Source organism: Sphingomonas sp. P3_C6, assembly GCF_056402595.1.
This window is the reverse complement of record NZ_JBFUHB010000042.1, coordinates 1-14999: the sequence shown is the minus strand read 5'-3', so window position 1 is coordinate 14999 and position 14999 is coordinate 1. Positions and strand designations below refer to the sequence as shown.

Sequence of the window (14999 nt, the reverse complement as noted above, 5' to 3'; positions counted from 1 at the left end):
GGGCAGTCTCCCGGCGCGGCGCTTTATCGCTGCAGGTCGTCGATAGCCTCGCAGACGATCGAGATGTGATCGTCCCACGAAGGCGGCTGCCACTGCGCGAGGCGCTGCATCTGCGCGGCATGAAGCGGCCCGGCACGAAAATGATCGAAAATGTGGGCGCTCCAGGCGGGGCCGTCGAGCGGATCGAGGAAATCGGGCACGTCTCCGCCGGCCTCGCGCAGCGCGGGAAGGTCGCTGCAGATCACCGGCGTCCCGACCGACAGCGCCTCGGCGACCGGCATGCCATAGCCTTCGGCGAACGACGGCAGCAGCAGCGCGCGCGCGCCGCGCAGAAGCGCCTCCATGCGCTGGTCGGAACAGCCGTTCAGTTCTTCGACATGCCCCTGCAACGCCGCGCAGCGCTCGAGCATGTCGATTACCTGCTCATTCTCCCAGCCGCGCCGCCCGACGATGATCAGGCGCGGGATCGCATCCTGCGGCAGCCTGCCCGCCATCGCCCGCCACAGATTGAGCAGCAACAGGTGGTTCTTGCGCGGCTCGATCGTGCCGACACAGATGAAATAGGGCTCGTCCGGCACGGCGATCGGCGTCGCCGGTACATGGATGTCATGCGTGCCGAGCAGCGCGACGCGCATCTCGACATTCCGGCCGGTCCGCTCGATCCAGGGGCGCATCGATTCCCCCGTCGCCCCGGAATTGACGATGATGCCGTCGGCCAGCGCGGCGATCGTCTCGATCCGCCGCGTGTGCAGCTTGGCGCCGTTGACGCGCGCATATTCGGGATATTCGATCGGGATCAGGTCATGGACCAGGCACAGGAACCGTGCCTGTTCTCGCTCCAGGATACGCCGGACCAGCGCAGGCCGGGTGAGATGATGCGGCGATGCCTGGACATAGACGCTCCCGGCGGACCCGCGCGTCCGTTCCGGCAGAAGCGAGAGCAAGGAGGGGAGTACCTCGATCAGCGAGCGTCGTTCGACGCCGCCCTCCTGATTCTCCCAGCGTCGCTCCAGCGCGTCGAGAAAGTGGAGCGCCTTGCCGGTCTGGATCCTGCCATAAGGGCCGAAGGGATGGACGGCGGCGAAGTGGAGCCGGTCGCCGAACCGCGCGTGCAGCCCGCGGGCATAGGCCATCTCGACCCGGTCCACGCCCGAGGGGGTATGGTGCCGGGCGCGCGACACGAGCCGCGACAGATCGAGGATGACATGCTTTGCCATCAGGTGAAGCGCCTCAGCAGCCGGCCCTGGACCTGCCGGATGCGCGTGACCCATCCGAGCCGGTTGTGCGCCGCACCCTCGCCCATACGACCGATCAGTATCTCGGGTGTGCAGGGCAGGCGGGTCACCGGATCCAGATAGCGCGGATAGACGATGAGCACCGCGGCGATCAGTTCCTCGATCGTCAGTCGTCGTCCACGCCGGTCGGGCACGGTCGCGCAATCCCGGGTCAGGCCCCAGCCGGCATAGAAAGGCATGCCGTGGCACGTCACCTCGCGCCCGCGCAGTATTGCCTCGAACCCGGTGAGCGAGGTGAGGACGTGGACCCCATCGACCAGGTCGAGCAGGGGCGCCATGCCGCCGCCCTGGACGATGCGATCGGCGTGGGCGAGGGCATCGGCATCGCGCACCGCGCCCTTGCGGTGGCCGGCGACGACATCGGGATGGGGGCGAAACCAGATCTCGGCATCTGGTTCCAGAACGCGCGCGCGGCGCAGCAACTCGAGGTTGCTCGACAGGCCGCCACCGCCAAGCCGCACCGACATGTCGTCCTCGACCTGCCCCGGCACCAGCACTAGGCGGCGGCCGGCCTGGCGCGGGGGAAAGGCGTGGGAGGAATCGCTGCCATATTTGCTGATCCCGGCCGCGACGATCGTTTCGCGCAGCCGTACGGCGCGCGCGAGAAGGGTCGGCGGAAAATCGGCCTCGGCAAGGATGGTTTCGAGGTCGCTCGGCTGGCCCGGATCATAATGGATACCGCGCCGGTCGACCGCGACCGACGAGGGCGGTACCAGATTGCTGCCAAGGCCGACCGAGCGGACGAAACCATCCTCGACGCGGACCAGCGGCACCTTCTTCGCGGCGGCCGCTGCCGCCATGCTGTCCGACACGCGCGATGGCCAGATCGCGACCGCACCCCGGTGTCGCGCCGCGTAATCGAGCGCCCGACGCTCCGACCGGAAGAAGCGTAGCGGGTGTTCGGGCGTCCGGAGAAACCGCTCGATCTCTTGCCGCTTCCACCAACTGAAGCCGCAGGCGGCAACGATCCCGCGATTGGCCTCGAAGGTCCGGCGCCACTCGGCGAGCAGCGCAACCGTCGCCGCGATCGCGCTGTCCTGCCCGGTGAAGGGGTCGCGATAGGTCTCCCGCAGCACGTCTTCGGCAACGATCCGGCGCAATTGCGCTGCGTCGTCGCCAGGCGTGCCGAAACGCCCGGCCGACAGCAGGTGGACCGGCGCGCCGGCAATCGCGGCAAGGGCCACCCACTCGTCGTCGCCATGCGCGACCAGTCTCGTCGTGTCGCCGAGCAGCGACCAGGGATCGACCTGTTCGGACAGGGTGACGCCCGGCGGGGCGGGCATTGCCGCTATCCGTTCGGCGGCGTCCGCCGGCGGAATCCAGCGTGTCGTCGCGCGCTCGGCGTCGGTCAGCATCGACAGGGCCTGCCCGGCCTCGCCGGTCGATCGGGCGCGGAGTATCGTGGTCACGGCGACGTCCCTGGCGGGCGGCAACCAAAAGGCGCCGCCGACCCGCGCCTCGCGGATCGCGCCAAGGGTGCGGTCGATCATCTCGGCCGGAAGGTCGACGCCATTGCCGGTGCCCGGTCGCGTAACCGACGCATCGATGCCCGGAAATGGCGGCGCGCGGAGCAACGCCAGGCTCATCCCCGTCTCGTCGATGGCAGGGGGCGGACGCGGTTCATCGCCCGGCTTTCCCGCAATGCCCTTCCCGATGCAAGCCATGGTTCAGGGGCGGCGGTCCCAGGCGACCAGGCGCAGCCGGCCTCGTTCGCGCGCGATCACGCCATAAGCGCCGGTCCGTAGCTTCAGCGACGGCAGCTCGGTCGCCTGGCGTCGCAGGTCCTCGTCCGAGAAGAGGGAGAAGCGCGCTGCACCGTTGCTGGTGACGATGAGCACCCGGCCTTGGCCAAGCTTCCACAGGCCGGACCATCCCTCGATGCGTCGGTCAGCATCGACGATCCAGAAATCGGGCGCGTGCGCCTCGGCGTCCCATGCGGCGAGCGCGTCACGGCCGATCCGGGCCACCACATCGCTTTCGGTTTGCCCCTCATCGGGTCCGTGATCGATCTCCGTCAGCCAGTCGGCGGATTCGACCGGTGGCGCCTGCTCCTGGCGGGCGAGGATGTAATCGATCGTTGCTCGGGTCCGCAGCAGTGGCGCCGCCAGCGCCCGGCCGAAGATGAGGCGCTGTTCGGCAAAGGCCGCCCCAAGGGCGTGTGCCTGCCCGATGCCGCTTTCGACGAGCGGCAGGTCGGTGCGCGCGCCGATCCTGCGCGGCGGCTCACCGGGGGCGAAGGTGTTCCCATGCCGGACGATCGTGACGATCAGATCCATGACAGATGTGGCTCGCCATACTCGGCGATCAGGCATTCGGCCATCGCGACATCGTCCTGGGTGTCGATGCCCGACATTGTATGCGGCAGCGCGCCGGCCTCGACCGTCAGGATATCCTCATCGGTTTCGAGGAAACGGAGTTGCTCGAGGCCTTCGAGGATTTCGTAGGGTGTCGGCGCCGTCGCCTCGAAGCGCCCCAGCGTGTCGAAGCGATAGGCGTACAGGCCGATATGGCGGAGCACGGGGGAGATCGGGCCGGCCTGCCGAAGCTGTGCTTCCCCGCGGATCGACGGGATCACCGCTTTCGAGAACCAAAGGGCCCGGCCATCGGCGCGCCGGGTGCAGGTCGTGCCGCTGAAGGGCGAGGCCTGCTTGTGCCGCCGCAACGCGTCGAGCGCCTCCCATGACAAGGGCACGACGGGCGTGGCCACGCCGCAGGGCGAGGCGCGCAGCGCCGCGATCAGCGCTGCGATCATCGCCGGTTGCGCGAAGGGCGCGTCACCCTGCAGGTTGACGACGATCGGGGGGGCGATTGTCCGTTCTCGCGCCACTGCCCAGGCGCGGCCCGATCCGGAACTGATCGCCGCGTCGGTCATGACGGCGTCGCAGCCAAGGATCCGGGCGTGATCCAGGATGCGGGCATCGTCGGTCGCCACCACGACATCGGCATTCCCTACCCGGCGGGCGCCTTCGCGCGCGATCGCCACGACGCGTGTCAGCAGAGTCTGGCCCGCGATCGGGATCAGCGGCTTGCCCGGCAATCGCTGCGACGCGAAGCGGGCCGGGATCACGATCAGGTCGGGTGGTGTGCCGTCAGGCAACGCCTGCACGCAGCATGTCGTGAAGATGGATCACGCCGACCAGCCGCATATTGTCGCAGACGAACAGCACCGACACGGCATTGTCGTTGAGGATTCGCAGGGCGTCCGACGTCAGCGTTTCTGGGGTGACCGATATCGGCGTCGCGGTCATGTGCTCGCGGATATCGTCGCCGAGATGCTTGCTCGCGAAGCTGCGCCGCAGGTCGCCGTCGGTGAAGGCGCCGATCAGGCATTCGTTCTCATCGATCACCGCGGTGCAGCCAAAGCGTTTGCGGCTCATCTCGAACGTCGCGTCGAGCAGGGTGGCGCCGGCGCGGACCATCGGCACGCTCTCGCCGCGCGCCATCAGTTGCGCGACCGTCGTCAGCTGCGCGCCGAGACGCCCGCCGGGATGGAAGGTCAGGAAGTCCGACCGGGTGAAGCCGCGCCGTTCGATGAGCGCCACGGCCAGCGCGTCGCCCAGCACCACCTGCACCGTGGTCGAGGATGTCGGGGCCAGCTCGTTCGGGCAGGCCTCGCGAACCGGCGGCAGGGCGAGGCAGATGTCGGCTGCACGGCCGGCAGTGCTCTCGGCGTTCGCGGTCGCGACGATCAGCTTCACGCCGAAGCGCCGGCAATAGGCGATGATGTCACCTAGCTCGGTCGTCTCGCCCGACCAGCTCAGCGCGAGCACGATATCGCCGAGGCCGATCATGCCGAGATCGCCATGGCTCGCTTCGCTTGAATGCAAGAACAGCGACGGCGTGCCGGTCGAGCTCATCGTCGCGGCGATCTTGCGACCGATCAGGCCGCTCTTGCCCATGCCGGTGATGATCAGACGGCCCGACAGGTTACTGATCGCGGACACGGCGCTCAGGAAGCTCTGGCGAAGCGGGGCAGTACGGAGCGCCTCGGCAAAGGCCTGGAGTGCGTCGATCTCGATTCGTGTGGTGCGGAGCGCGGAAAGCAAACCCGACTCGTCCAAGATACTTGCGGCTGTCGCCTGCATATAAATCCCCAAAGTCGCACCGCTGCGACCCAGTTAGCGGCACCTAAGTTGCTATCGCGTTGACTTCCAGCGTTTCTGCGGCGCAGTGCCGCGTTACGCGGTCGTCTGTGGCTCTAGAGAGACAGGCGCCCGGCAAGGCAAGCCGGAAGAGGTTAACATGCGTCTGTGTGGGAAAGAGATTGGTCCAAATCGGCGGCTTTTTTTCATCGCGGGGCCGTGCGTGATCGAAAGCGAGGCCTTTGCGCTCGACACCGCCGAGCGGCTTCGCGCGATTGCCGACCGGCTCGGCGTGCTGCTGATCTACAAAAGCTCATTCGACAAGGCGAATCGTAGCTCGGGCACATCCTTTCGCGGGCCCGGCATCGAGGAAGGGCTGCGCATCCTGGAGAAGGTACGGAACGAGACCGGCCTTCCCGTCCTGACGGACGTGCATGCCGAGGATCAGGTCAGGATGGTGGCGGACGTCGTCGACGTGCTGCAGACGCCGGCTTTTCTCGCCCGGCAGACCGATTTCATCGCGGCGGTGGCCGCGTCGGGCAAGCCGGTCAACATCAAGAAAGCGCAGTTCCTCGCGCCGGGCGACATGGTCCATGTCGTCGCCAAGGCCCGCGCCGCCGCCGGGGCAGCCGGCGTTCCCGCCGATAATTTCATGGTGTGCGAGCGCGGCGCGAGTTTCGGCTACAACAATCTCGTCTCCGACATGCGCAGCCTCGCGATCATGCGCGATACCGCATGCCCGGTCGTGTTCGACGCGACTCATTCGGTGCAGTTGCCGGGCGGGCAGGGCGATCGTTCGGGCGGCCAGCGCGAGTTCGTACCGCTGCTTGCCCGCGCTGCCGTGGCGGCCGGTATCTCGGGTCTTTTCCTGGAGACGCATCCCGACCCCGACCGCGCGCTGTCGGATGGGCCGAACAGTTGGCCGCTCGACAAGCTCGAGGCGTTGCTCGAACGGCTGATCGCGATCGATGCGGTGGTGAAGGACGGCGGGCTCGACTAGCCGAGCAGTGATCGGCGGCGGATGCTGAACCCGTTTCAGCGTGTCACGGCTTGAGGCGGCCGGCCATTTCTTCATGGTTGCCCGGCGTCACGACCCAGTCGCCCTTGTCGTCATAATCGAAGCTGATCACGACCTTCGGCCCCGGCCGCGATATCTGCACCAGGCAGCGGGTCCAGCCATTGCCGCCGGCGGCCATCACCCGGTTCAGCTCGGCAGCGCGGTCGATCACCTCGAAATCGTCGGGCGTCTCCGCTTCCCAGTCGCCATCGGGGAGATAGACGAAGCCGTACATGCGCTTGCGCTGGGCAACCTCGACGACCAGCGCGATGCCGGACCATTCGCGCGCGGCATAATTGGGGTCGGCGATCACCATCTGGCCAATCTCGTTGACGAGCGCGTCCGCGCGGGTCTGGTCGAATGCCACGCTGCTCATCGAAACCACCTCCAGAAACGCTGCGACCGGGGCGCCGGTCACCTGGCGAGCATCTTGCGGATATCCGCGGACGACACCCGGTCGAACACCTGTCCCGCTGCATTATCGAACAGCTCGCTGTTCTTGAAGACCCGTTTGCCCGCCGCGTTCACCACTTCATAGACAACGCCGACCTGCGCCGGGCGATCCGCCGTGCCGCCCTTCAGCGCGACGTTGATCTTCACCGTGGCGCCGGCCTCGATCCAGGCCGCCCATTCATTCTCCATCGTCTTGTAGGCGGATCGGTTGAAGTTGAAATTCTGCGGGAACATGTTCCGCTCGCCCTGGTCACTCAGGAAGCGGTGGCCGATGATATGGCCGGCATCGTCGTCGTCGAGCCCGCGGCCGCGGACATGGTCCTGGGCGGACAGCTCATCCTTGCCGCGCACCGCACCCTTGGGCTGGAGCTCGGACAGAGTCGCCGACGCGGACGTCGGCCGGCCGCTGGCATCGAGCGTCCAGGTGACGGTATTGTCGCCGACCCTGGCGGTATGCACGCCGGCCGCGGCGACATTGTCGGCCTTCTTCGCTGCGCTCGAGGACAGCCCGTCGATCTGGCGCTTCATGCCATCCAGCGTCTCGCGGGCGGATTGCGGCAGGCGGTCGAGCAGGGCCTTGGGCGCCGCCCCGATCGCGTCGGAGATCTTCCCGAGCGCCGGCCCGACCGCCTTGGCGAAGGCGCTGTCGGTCTTGGCGATCTCGACCGCCTTCATCACCGTCTTGCCCCATGTGCCGAGCTTGCCCAGCTTGGCGGCGTCGCCGAGATAGGGGACCATGCTGACGGCAGAGATGCCGGCGCCGAGCCAGTCGCCGCGCAGCAGCGAGATCACGCCATTGGCGCCGTCCGAGATCGGCGTCGGATCGAACAGCCCGGCGACGTCGAGGCCCATCTGGGTGAGATCGAGCCCAAGTTCCTTCTGCGCATCGGTCAGTCCCGCCGGTCCGCCATTGGCGGTGCGTTGCCGGGTCGAGATCGCCTCGGGCAAAAGTCGGTCGAACTCGCCCCGCTGGACGGGCGCCAGGTCCTTGCGCGCTGCCTCGATCGCGGTCGCCGCGCCCTTCGGATCGCGCAGCGACAGGTCGGCGAGGTCATGGGCAAGGCCGCCCACATCCACGCCGCGCGACATCCGGTTGGCGACGACCAGCGCCTCGCCAAGGCCGCCGGCATTGGTCAGGCTCCTTGCCGCGTCGGTGACGCCGCTCACACCGCCAACCATGAGGCTCTCCTTCCGGGTAGGGGATCAGGCCAGCAGCAGCTGGCGCAGCACGCGGGTCGATTCGAGATTGCCGAACGGCGCACGGGCCGAGGCGTCGAGGCCGAACGAGGCGCCGAACAGGCTGCCGAGGAACAGGAAGCCGCCGATCGCGGTGCCGGCTTCGGCGAGGCTCATCGCGTCGCTGCCCGGGCCATAGAGCTGGCCGGGGCGGGTGATGTCGGCCTCGGCCTGGGTCACGGTCTGGCCGAGCTCGGTCTGCCAGCCGCCCGACTGTTCGAGCACGGTGAAGCCGTCGCGGTGCGCGGCGTCGATCGCATAGCCGTTGTTCGAGACGCTGACCGACAGGTCGCCGATCTGGTTCTGGCTGATGCCGTCGATCACCACAGCGTTGCTGCCCTTGGTCACCACCACCTGGCTCGAGACATAAGCATTGGCGTTGGCGGCATAAGGCTCGGTATTGATGGTGATCTTGGTGCCGTTGGCCAACTCGAAGGTGGTCGTGCCGTAGAAGTCGAACTGATGGCTGCCGTTCACGTCGACATGCGGGTCGCCCCAGATGCGGGTGCTCTCGCCGGTCTTCTCGTTGAAGATCGTCATCTCGCTGTTGCGCTCGTCGATCTCGAGCCGATAGCCGTCGCCGAGATCGACCTTGGCCGTGCTCTGGCCGGTGACCTGGGCGGTGAAGCCGGCCGTCTGCTGAAGCTGGCTCGGCGCGGCGCCCTGCGCCAGCGTGCCGAGCTTCACGGCAAAGGCGGCGGGCAGCATGCCGAAGGCGAGCGGGCCGGCGCCGAGCGGGCGGAAGGCACCGGCCAGGATGCCCGACGCCATCATCAGCGCACTGCCCTGCGTTGCCAGAGAGGCGTTAGCGGCGAATTGGGCCGACTGGCCCGAAGCGATCGTCGTCATGCTGTTCTCCATCGCACTGGCCGGAATGGCCACGATGGAAGAGGTGCCATGCCGCTCGTCCGGCATCACTCAACGGATCGCTTAGAGCGCCTAAACGATTCGTCTAGCGACAGGCGCGGCGGCGAATGGCACCAAAAGCTCCGCACTTGCCCTGACGAGAGACGCATGGACGCCGCCAACAGCCTTGCCCTGCGCACGCCGAGCCTCGCCCCATCGGGCGCCGTATCGGCGCGCCTCCGCGAGGCGGCGAACAGCGAGTTCCAGTCGCATCTCATCCCCGTCCGCGAGGCGTTGGTGTGGCAGCAGCCCCAGCCGGCGGTTCAGTTCGCGACGCCGGCCCCCACCGCACCGACGGGGATCGCCGCTGCGGGCGGCCCGACGACACGCGAGCTCGCCCAGCTATCCGCGGACGTCTATAACGATATCGCCACGCCGCCGCCGGGGTACCGCGTGGCGAGCGACGCCGATCTGGCGCAGCTCGGGCTGAGCAAACAGGACCTGACCTCGCCGCAAAGCGCCTTCCGGGCGCGCGTCTATGCGAGCGGCGAAGGCGCGAGCACGCGCTATGTCGTGAGCTTCCGTGGCACGACCGACGGCAGCGACTGGAAGGCCAATGCCCAGCAGGCGGTCGGCCTGCCGTCCGATCAATACGCCCATGCGCTCCTGGTCGCCAAGGCGCTGGCGCGCAACCCCGATGTGGAGGTGACGCTGACCGGTCATTCGCTCGGCGGTGGCCTCGCTTCGGCGGCCGCGCTGGCCAGCGGGCGCGACGCGGCGACCTTCAATGCCGCCGGGCTGAGCGCCGCGACGATCCGCCAGGCCGACGGCATCCGCAGCAGCGCCGGGATCGGCCGCGCGTCGGAAATCAGCGCCTTCTATGTCCGCGGCGAGATCCTCTCCGCCGTGCAGGATGGCGGGGACCGGGTGCTCGGCGCGATCTTCGGCGGCATCCCGGGCGCCATCCTGGCCGACGCGCCCGAGGCGTATGGGACCCGCATGCCGCTCGACGCCGTCCAGCCCGAGGGCCAGCATTGGTATAAGGACAATCCGGTCGCGCGCCACGGCATGGACTGGGTCCTGAGCAGCATGCCTGCCCAATGATGGTGCCGTGAGCATAGCGCGATTGCCGGTTCACGCCGCCGCGGCCGGGCTCTAGGAACCGGTCATGATCCGCCATCGTTTCTTCGGCATCGCGGTGATGCTGGCGATCGCGCCGACCGGGGGATGCAGCATGGCGGCCGACAAGGCCTGTTTCAGCAAGCGGAGCTCGGTCGTGCTGCCGGATCGCACACGGGTGCTCGCCAATGTCACCAATGGCGCTTCCGGCCGCACCCTGGCCGAGGCGGTGCTTGACGGCCGGACCGACGATGCGCGGGCGATGCTGGCGCGCGATCCGCGGCTGATCGGCACGGTGGTCACCCATGATCCACGGATGAGTTCGGCGCCTGACGGCCAATATGGGGACCTGCTGACCCTGGCCGTGTCGCACTGCGATGGCGACGGGGTCGCGATGCTGCTCGCCGCGGGCATGCCGGCCAATGGGGTGAAGCCGGGTAACGCGCTGACGCTCGCATTGCTCGCCGATACGCCCGACCTGGCCGAGACGCTGCTGAACGCCGGGGCCTCGCCCGATCCGCAGCGCCTGCCGGACGGCGAGGACCCGATGAAATCGGCGATCACCTTCTCGCATATCGGCGGGGTGATGGCCCTGCTCAGGCACGGCGCGGATCCGCGCTGGCACGATGCCTTCGGCATCGACCGGGTACGCATGGCGCTCGACGCCGAGCAGGCCGATATCGCCGAATTGCTGGTCGAGAAGGGCGGCACCCTCTGGAGTGTGGCCGGAGACGGCAGCATGGCGGCGCACGAACTGCTGGCCGATCCGGTCGCCTTTACCGGCCCGGAAATGAAGGCGGCGCGGGCACGCCTCGTCGAGCGCGCCAAAGCGAGCGGCATCGGCTGGCCGCCACCCGACCGCGCGACCGTGCGGCAGATGGTCGCGTCGGGCGCCTGGCCCACGGCCGCGATGGCCAAGGCGGGCATGACGGTCGCGGACGAAGCGCTGGCGCAGATTCGCGCGAGGCATTGACCTGAATCAGGAGTCCCGATGTCAGGAGTCGTCGGCGTGACCTTCGGGCTCACATTCGCTTGGAGAGCAAGTGTCTCGCAGCTGGATCCGATAGCGAACGAGCGGATGGCGAGATGAGACCGGCGTTTGATCCACGCTGACGGAACCGCAGACTTCCGTCATGCCGGACTTGTGCCGGCATCCACCGCGCCGCCAAATCCGAAGCCCATTGCTACACGGCGCGGCAGACCAGGGAACACGTCCGGAGGGACGTTCAGTCTTTAGCCGAAGGCGTGCTCGCACCCGACCACAGCGCATCGAAGGTCAGGTCGTCGACGGGAACATGCCGCATCGCGCCGAAGGGCGCCGCGCCGAGGCATTGCACGATCCTGACCGAGTCGACCGCATCGGCCTGTTCCGGCGCGATCGTCGCGATGTCGCCGAGCATCAGGATCGCCGGTACGCCGGGGCGGCTGCCGCGCCGGCCGGGCGGCAGGACGAGGAAGCTATTGTTCGGCCCGGGTGCCAGGCCCTTTACGGCAAGCGTGCAGCTATGGCCGCCTTCCGAATCCGAACGCCCGCGCGCCTCGGCCTGTCCTCCGGCGCCGGTCGAGATCATCAGCCAGGACGGGGCGAGCTGGATGATCACGCGCAGCGCGCTCGGCCAGAGCGGGTCGCTCGCCGCTGCCGGCGCGATCGTCAGGCCGTCGCTGAGGAACAGATGCTTGCCGGTCAGGCGCTGAGAGGGGCGGGCGGGTTTGACCGGTGTTTCGGGCTCGGTGGCCGATGCCGATGGTGTCAGGGCCCGGCCGATCGCCGCGGCGACCGGGCCGGTGACCGAATACTGCTTCCTACCTTGCCGGACGGTCAGGGTCGCGGGTTCGCTCGCGCCCTCGATCTGGGCCAGGTCCTGCAACGCCATGTCCGCGCCCTCGAACCTGGCATTGTCGAGCGCCGATCCCCAGAAGGAAAAACCGTGAAAGACGGCGCCCGAGAAATCGGCGCCCTTCGCGCTGATGCCCTGGCGGTCGAACGGGCAGCCATCCAGCTCGGTCACGCCGCATTTGAAGCTGAAGCCGGTCAGGTTGGCGCCGTCGATCTTCCAGCCGGCCAGGCTCGCTTTCCAACCGCCGTCCAGTTGGCCGCCGTGGAAATCGGCGCCGGTCGCGTCGGCGCCGGCAAGGGTCGCCGTGCGCAGCAGCACGCCCGGCATCACCGCGCCGGTCAGTTGTGCTTCGGTGAGATCGGCATCGATGAAGCCGATGCCGGGGGCGGTGGTGCCGCTCCAGTTGCTCTTGGCCAGCTTGGTGCCGCGGAAACAGACCGAGGCGAGACCGGCCTTGCGGAAATCCTGTCCGCTGAAATCGCCGCCGTCGATCAGGACGACACCTCCCTTCGCCTTCTTGCTCAGTCTGGCGATCGCCCCGGGATTCTTGAGCGCCGTGCCGTCGATCGCTCTGGGCAAGGCTGCCCCGCTTCCGTCGACCGCACCCGCCWTTGCCGCGCAGCCGATCGGGGCGGGTGCGGTCGATGGAAGCGGGGCGGGAACAGGCGCCACGGGCGTGGACTGGGCCAGTAGAAGCAACGGGACGACGATCATCTTCTCTCCTCCACTCCGTTCGTCGCACCGCCATTCGTCGCATGGGGAGCCGGGCCGCGCCCTAAACGATTCGTTGAGAGACACCCGACGCCCGGCATGGGAGCTTGGTTGCACAATCGATGGAGGCGAAGATGGTCGAATCGGTGACAGCAGCGCGGTCGCAAGCGCAGAATCTCGATACCGGTGCGCGCCACACGGTGAAGCCGGGTGAGACACTGTCCGGTATCGCCGCGTCGAACGGTGTTTCGCTGAACGCCCTGATCGCAGCGAACCCGCAGATATCCAATCCCAACCTGATCCGCCCCAACCAAAGCCTGGCGATCCCCGCCGGCGGAAACGCAGCGGCAGGCGGAACCTATGAGGTGAAGACCGGTGAGACGCTGTCCGGCATCGCCGCGCGTTTCGGGCTCGACTGGCACGCGCTTGCGCTCGACAACGGGCTGGTCAATCCGAACCTGATCCGGCCGGGCCAGACGCTTCGGCTCGGCGGATCCGGCACGCGGGCGACGGAGACCGCGGGCGGCGTCACTGGGCCTTCGGGCACCGGCAACGGCCGCAATCCCGCCGACATCGCGAAGCAGTATCTCGGCCGCAATGCGTCGGATCTGCGCGGCGACCGAAGCGACGACCTGCCGATGAACGCGAATGTCCCGGCCAATGTCTGCTGCGCGAATTTCGTGTCGGCGGTGCTGACCGAGGCCGGACAACTCCCCGGCAACCTCCACACCGACTCCGTCGCGCAACTCAACACCACCTTGCGGTCGCGCGGCTGGACCGAGGTGAGCGCTGCACAGGCGCGGCCCGGCGACGTCGTCATCATCCAGGGCGGCGGCGTGTCGCACACCGTCCTGTACGCCGGGAACGGCCAGACGATCGGTTCGAACAACCGCAACGCCGACGGCACGCAGCAGGTCAGCTATGGCAGCCTGTCCTGGGCATTGTCGCACGGCGGCAAAATCCTCCATGCGCCGGCAAGCGCGCAAGGCAACACGCCGACCGCGGCCAACGACACCGGACCGGCCACGCCCGCCACGACCCGCCAGGGCCGGATCGACCAGGCGATGACCTATTTCCAGGCGCAGGGCTGGACCCGGGCTCAAGCCGCGGGGATCGTCGCCAATCTCGATGCCGAAAGCGGCATGGATGCCTCGATCCGCCAGATCGGCGGTGGCCCCGGCTATGGCCTCGGCCAATGGGAAGGGCCCCGCCAGGCCGATTTCGCGGCGTGGGCCGGGCACGACATCCGCAACTCGACCTTTCAGGAGCAGCTGGACTTCGTCCAGCATGAGCTGAGCACCACCGAGCGCGGCGCCGCCAACCGCTTGCGCCAGGCGAGCAATGCCGGCGACGCGGCGGCAATCGTCTGCCGCTATTATGAGCGGCCAGCCGATATCGTCGGGGATTCCGCGCACCGGGCCCAGCTCGCGAACGGGATTTTCCAGCGGTGATCGTCGCCCTGGTGCTGGCCGGGCTCGCGGCGACGAGCGAGCCCGCTACCTGCAGCTTCGACGATGCCGCGCCCGAACCATGCCAGGTCATCTTCACCGCCGGTGCCGGCGGTGCCACGACCCTCCGCGCCAAAGGGCGAAGCGGCCGGCAGATGACATTCGTCGGCAAGCGCGCCTCTGGCTGGTGGGCGGGCGCGCTCGATGGCGCGCCGGCCATGGGCCATGAGCTCAACCGCGGCAACGTCGCCTTCGCCACACGGGCGCTCGACCACAGCTTCCAATATTGGACGCGCGGGAACGAGCACGGGAGCTATTAGGGCGCGAGCCCAAGAGCTCGCCTGGTGCTGGTGAAACGCCAGCACCAGATCAGCGACGATCGCCGCCAGCCGGACCATGGCGCTCCAACTCCGGGCCTATCTCGCGCCACAGGTCGCCGACAGCATGAAGGCGCCGGCAGGATTCCATCGATCGGCATTTGCACGTGAACCACTGGCCGGTGTGGAAGCCATGGTGATTCAACGCGACGACGGACCATGACAGATCGGGATCGGAGCGCGCTGTGAGGTGTGGTCCGCTCTTTCTTGTATCTGGACATCCTCGTCGCGGCTTGATTGTCTGCGATGAGCGTCGGGGAGGGTGGCCGCCCTCCCCGGCGCGGCGGCGATGTCGCCCGTTCTTTCTCTGGCTGAACAGCCGTCACTGAGCCAGGGACCATCGCCGTTGTCACGCACGACCGAACAGTCGGTTGATTTCCCAATCGCACAGACAAGRCAGGTTACCGTGATGCAGATCATTTGTGGAGTGGATGTTTCCAAGGCCTGGCTCGATGCCTTTGTCGCGCCCGGTCATTATCAGCGTTTCGCCAACGACCCTGAGGGGCTTACAGCACTCGTYGGCTTCTGCCGTGACCA

14 protein-coding genes are annotated in these 14999 nt (G+C 67.9%); 5 read left to right on the top strand and 9 right to left on the bottom strand.

Annotated features, from left to right (window positions below; genetic code table 11):
* Positions 1 to 23: 23 nt before the first annotated feature.
* The 5 genes from AC1DT7_RS22990 to AC1DT7_RS22970 form a co-directional block, all read right to left on the bottom strand.
* Positions 24 to 1217, bottom strand: coding sequence for a glycosyltransferase family 4 protein (locus AC1DT7_RS22990; RefSeq protein WP_478038503.1), 1194 nt, complete (start codon positions 1215 to 1217; stop codon positions 24 to 26).
* A complete protein-coding gene (locus AC1DT7_RS22985; RefSeq protein ID WP_478038502.1) occupies positions 1217 to 2881 on the bottom strand; it encodes a capsular polysaccharide export protein, LipB/KpsS family in 1665 nt (554 codons plus the stop codon). The genes AC1DT7_RS22990 and AC1DT7_RS22985 overlap by 1 nt, the downstream gene beginning before the upstream one ends.
* 81 nt (positions 2882 to 2962) lie before the next feature.
* Positions 2963 to 3571 (bottom strand): histidine phosphatase family protein, encoded by a 609-nt coding sequence (locus AC1DT7_RS22980; protein ID WP_478038501.1) that lies wholly within the window; start codon positions 3569 to 3571, stop codon positions 2963 to 2965.
* Entirely contained in the window at positions 3562 to 4392 is an 831-nt protein-coding gene (locus AC1DT7_RS22975) for a 3-deoxy-manno-octulosonate cytidylyltransferase (RefSeq protein ID WP_478038514.1), read from the bottom strand. Before AC1DT7_RS22975 ends, AC1DT7_RS22980 begins: the two co-directional genes overlap by 10 nt.
* On the bottom strand, positions 4385 to 5380 hold the full coding sequence (locus AC1DT7_RS22970; protein WP_478038500.1) for a KpsF/GutQ family sugar-phosphate isomerase: 996 nt from the start codon (positions 5378 to 5380) through the stop codon (positions 4385 to 4387). The genes AC1DT7_RS22975 and AC1DT7_RS22970 overlap by 8 nt, the downstream gene beginning before the upstream one ends.
* Positions 5381 to 5537: 157 nt before the next feature.
* Here AC1DT7_RS22970 and kdsA point away from each other — a divergent pair, with 157 nt between their 5' ends.
* Complete coding sequence (gene kdsA / locus AC1DT7_RS22965; protein WP_478038499.1) at positions 5538 to 6377, top strand: 3-deoxy-8-phosphooctulonate synthase; 840 nt, start codon at positions 5538 to 5540, stop codon at positions 6375 to 6377.
* A 43-nt stretch (positions 6378 to 6420) separates the two neighbouring features.
* Here kdsA and AC1DT7_RS22960 read toward each other — a convergent pair whose 3' ends face one another.
* From AC1DT7_RS22960 to AC1DT7_RS22950, 3 genes are read right to left on the bottom strand one after another with little or no spacing between them, the layout of a single operon-like run.
* Complete coding sequence (locus AC1DT7_RS22960; protein ID WP_478038498.1) at positions 6421 to 6810, bottom strand: hypothetical protein; 390 nt, start codon at positions 6808 to 6810, stop codon at positions 6421 to 6423.
* Between the two features lie 38 nt (positions 6811 to 6848).
* Positions 6849 to 8066 (bottom strand): DNA/RNA non-specific endonuclease, encoded by a 1218-nt coding sequence (locus AC1DT7_RS22955; protein WP_478038497.1) that lies wholly within the window; start codon positions 8064 to 8066, stop codon positions 6849 to 6851.
* Positions 8067 to 8090: 24 nt separating this feature from the next.
* Positions 8091 to 8972 (bottom strand): DUF1521 domain-containing protein, encoded by an 882-nt coding sequence (locus AC1DT7_RS22950; RefSeq protein ID WP_478038496.1) that lies wholly within the window; start codon positions 8970 to 8972, stop codon positions 8091 to 8093.
* A 165-nt stretch (positions 8973 to 9137) separates the two neighbouring features.
* Here AC1DT7_RS22950 and AC1DT7_RS22945 point away from each other — a divergent pair, with 165 nt between their 5' ends.
* Complete coding sequence (locus AC1DT7_RS22945; RefSeq protein WP_478038495.1) at positions 9138 to 10073, top strand: Tle-like phospholipase domain-containing protein; 936 nt, start codon at positions 9138 to 9140, stop codon at positions 10071 to 10073.
* A gap of 64 nt (positions 10074 to 10137) precedes the next feature.
* On the top strand, positions 10138 to 11061 hold the full coding sequence (locus AC1DT7_RS22940) for a hypothetical protein (protein WP_478038494.1): 924 nt from the start codon (positions 10138 to 10140) through the stop codon (positions 11059 to 11061).
* Positions 11062 to 11314: 253 nt separating this feature from the next.
* Here AC1DT7_RS22940 and AC1DT7_RS22935 read toward each other — a convergent pair whose 3' ends face one another.
* Positions 11315 to 12640, bottom strand: a complete 1326-nt coding sequence (locus tag AC1DT7_RS22935; RefSeq protein ID WP_478038493.1) for a pentapeptide repeat-containing protein — start codon at positions 12638 to 12640, stop codon at positions 11315 to 11317.
* 131 nt (positions 12641 to 12771) lie between these two features.
* Here AC1DT7_RS22935 and AC1DT7_RS22930 point away from each other — a divergent pair, with 131 nt between their 5' ends.
* Together AC1DT7_RS22930 and AC1DT7_RS22925 are read left to right on the top strand one after the other, a co-directional pair.
* Entirely contained in the window at positions 12772 to 14088 is a 1317-nt protein-coding gene (locus AC1DT7_RS22930) for a phage tail tip lysozyme (RefSeq protein ID WP_478038492.1), read from the top strand.
* Complete coding sequence (locus AC1DT7_RS22925) at positions 14085 to 14405, top strand: hypothetical protein (RefSeq protein WP_478038491.1); 321 nt, start codon at positions 14085 to 14087, stop codon at positions 14403 to 14405. The genes AC1DT7_RS22930 and AC1DT7_RS22925 overlap by 4 nt, the downstream gene beginning before the upstream one ends.
* The last annotated feature ends 594 nt before the right edge of the window (positions 14406 to 14999 follow it).

What these genes read in the sequence shown, in the direction of transcription:
- AC1DT7_RS22990 (WP_478038503.1), bottom strand. Translation starts at nt 1,217, where the DNA reads ATGGCAAAGCATGTCATCCTCGATCTGTCGCGGCTCGTGTCGCGCGCC.
- AC1DT7_RS22985 (WP_478038502.1), bottom strand. Translation starts at nt 2,881, where the DNA reads ATGAGCCTGGCGTTGCTCCGCGCGCCGCCATTTCCGGGCATCGATGCG.
- AC1DT7_RS22980 (WP_478038501.1), bottom strand. Translation starts at nt 3,571, where the DNA reads ATGGATCTGATCGTCACGATCGTCCGGCATGGGAACACCTTCGCCCCC.
- AC1DT7_RS22970 (WP_478038500.1), bottom strand. Translation starts at nt 5,380, where the DNA reads ATGCAGGCGACAGCCGCAAGTATCTTGGACGAGTCGGGTTTGCTTTCC.
- kdsA (WP_478038499.1), top strand. Translation starts at nt 5,538, where the DNA reads ATGCGTCTGTGTGGGAAAGAGATTGGTCCAAATCGGCGGCTTTTTTTC.
- AC1DT7_RS22960 (WP_478038498.1), bottom strand. Translation starts at nt 6,810, where the DNA reads ATGAGCAGCGTGGCATTCGACCAGACCCGCGCGGACGCGCTCGTCAAC.
- AC1DT7_RS22955 (WP_478038497.1), bottom strand. Translation starts at nt 8,066, where the DNA reads ATGGTTGGCGGTGTGAGCGGCGTCACCGACGCGGCAAGGAGCCTGACC.
- AC1DT7_RS22950 (WP_478038496.1), bottom strand. Translation starts at nt 8,972, where the DNA reads ATGACGACGATCGCTTCGGGCCAGTCGGCCCAATTCGCCGCTAACGCC.
- AC1DT7_RS22945 (WP_478038495.1), top strand. Translation starts at nt 9,138, where the DNA reads ATGGACGCCGCCAACAGCCTTGCCCTGCGCACGCCGAGCCTCGCCCCA.
- AC1DT7_RS22940 (WP_478038494.1), top strand. Translation starts at nt 10,138, where the DNA reads ATGATCCGCCATCGTTTCTTCGGCATCGCGGTGATGCTGGCGATCGCG.
- AC1DT7_RS22930 (WP_478038492.1), top strand. Translation starts at nt 12,772, where the DNA reads ATGGTCGAATCGGTGACAGCAGCGCGGTCGCAAGCGCAGAATCTCGAT.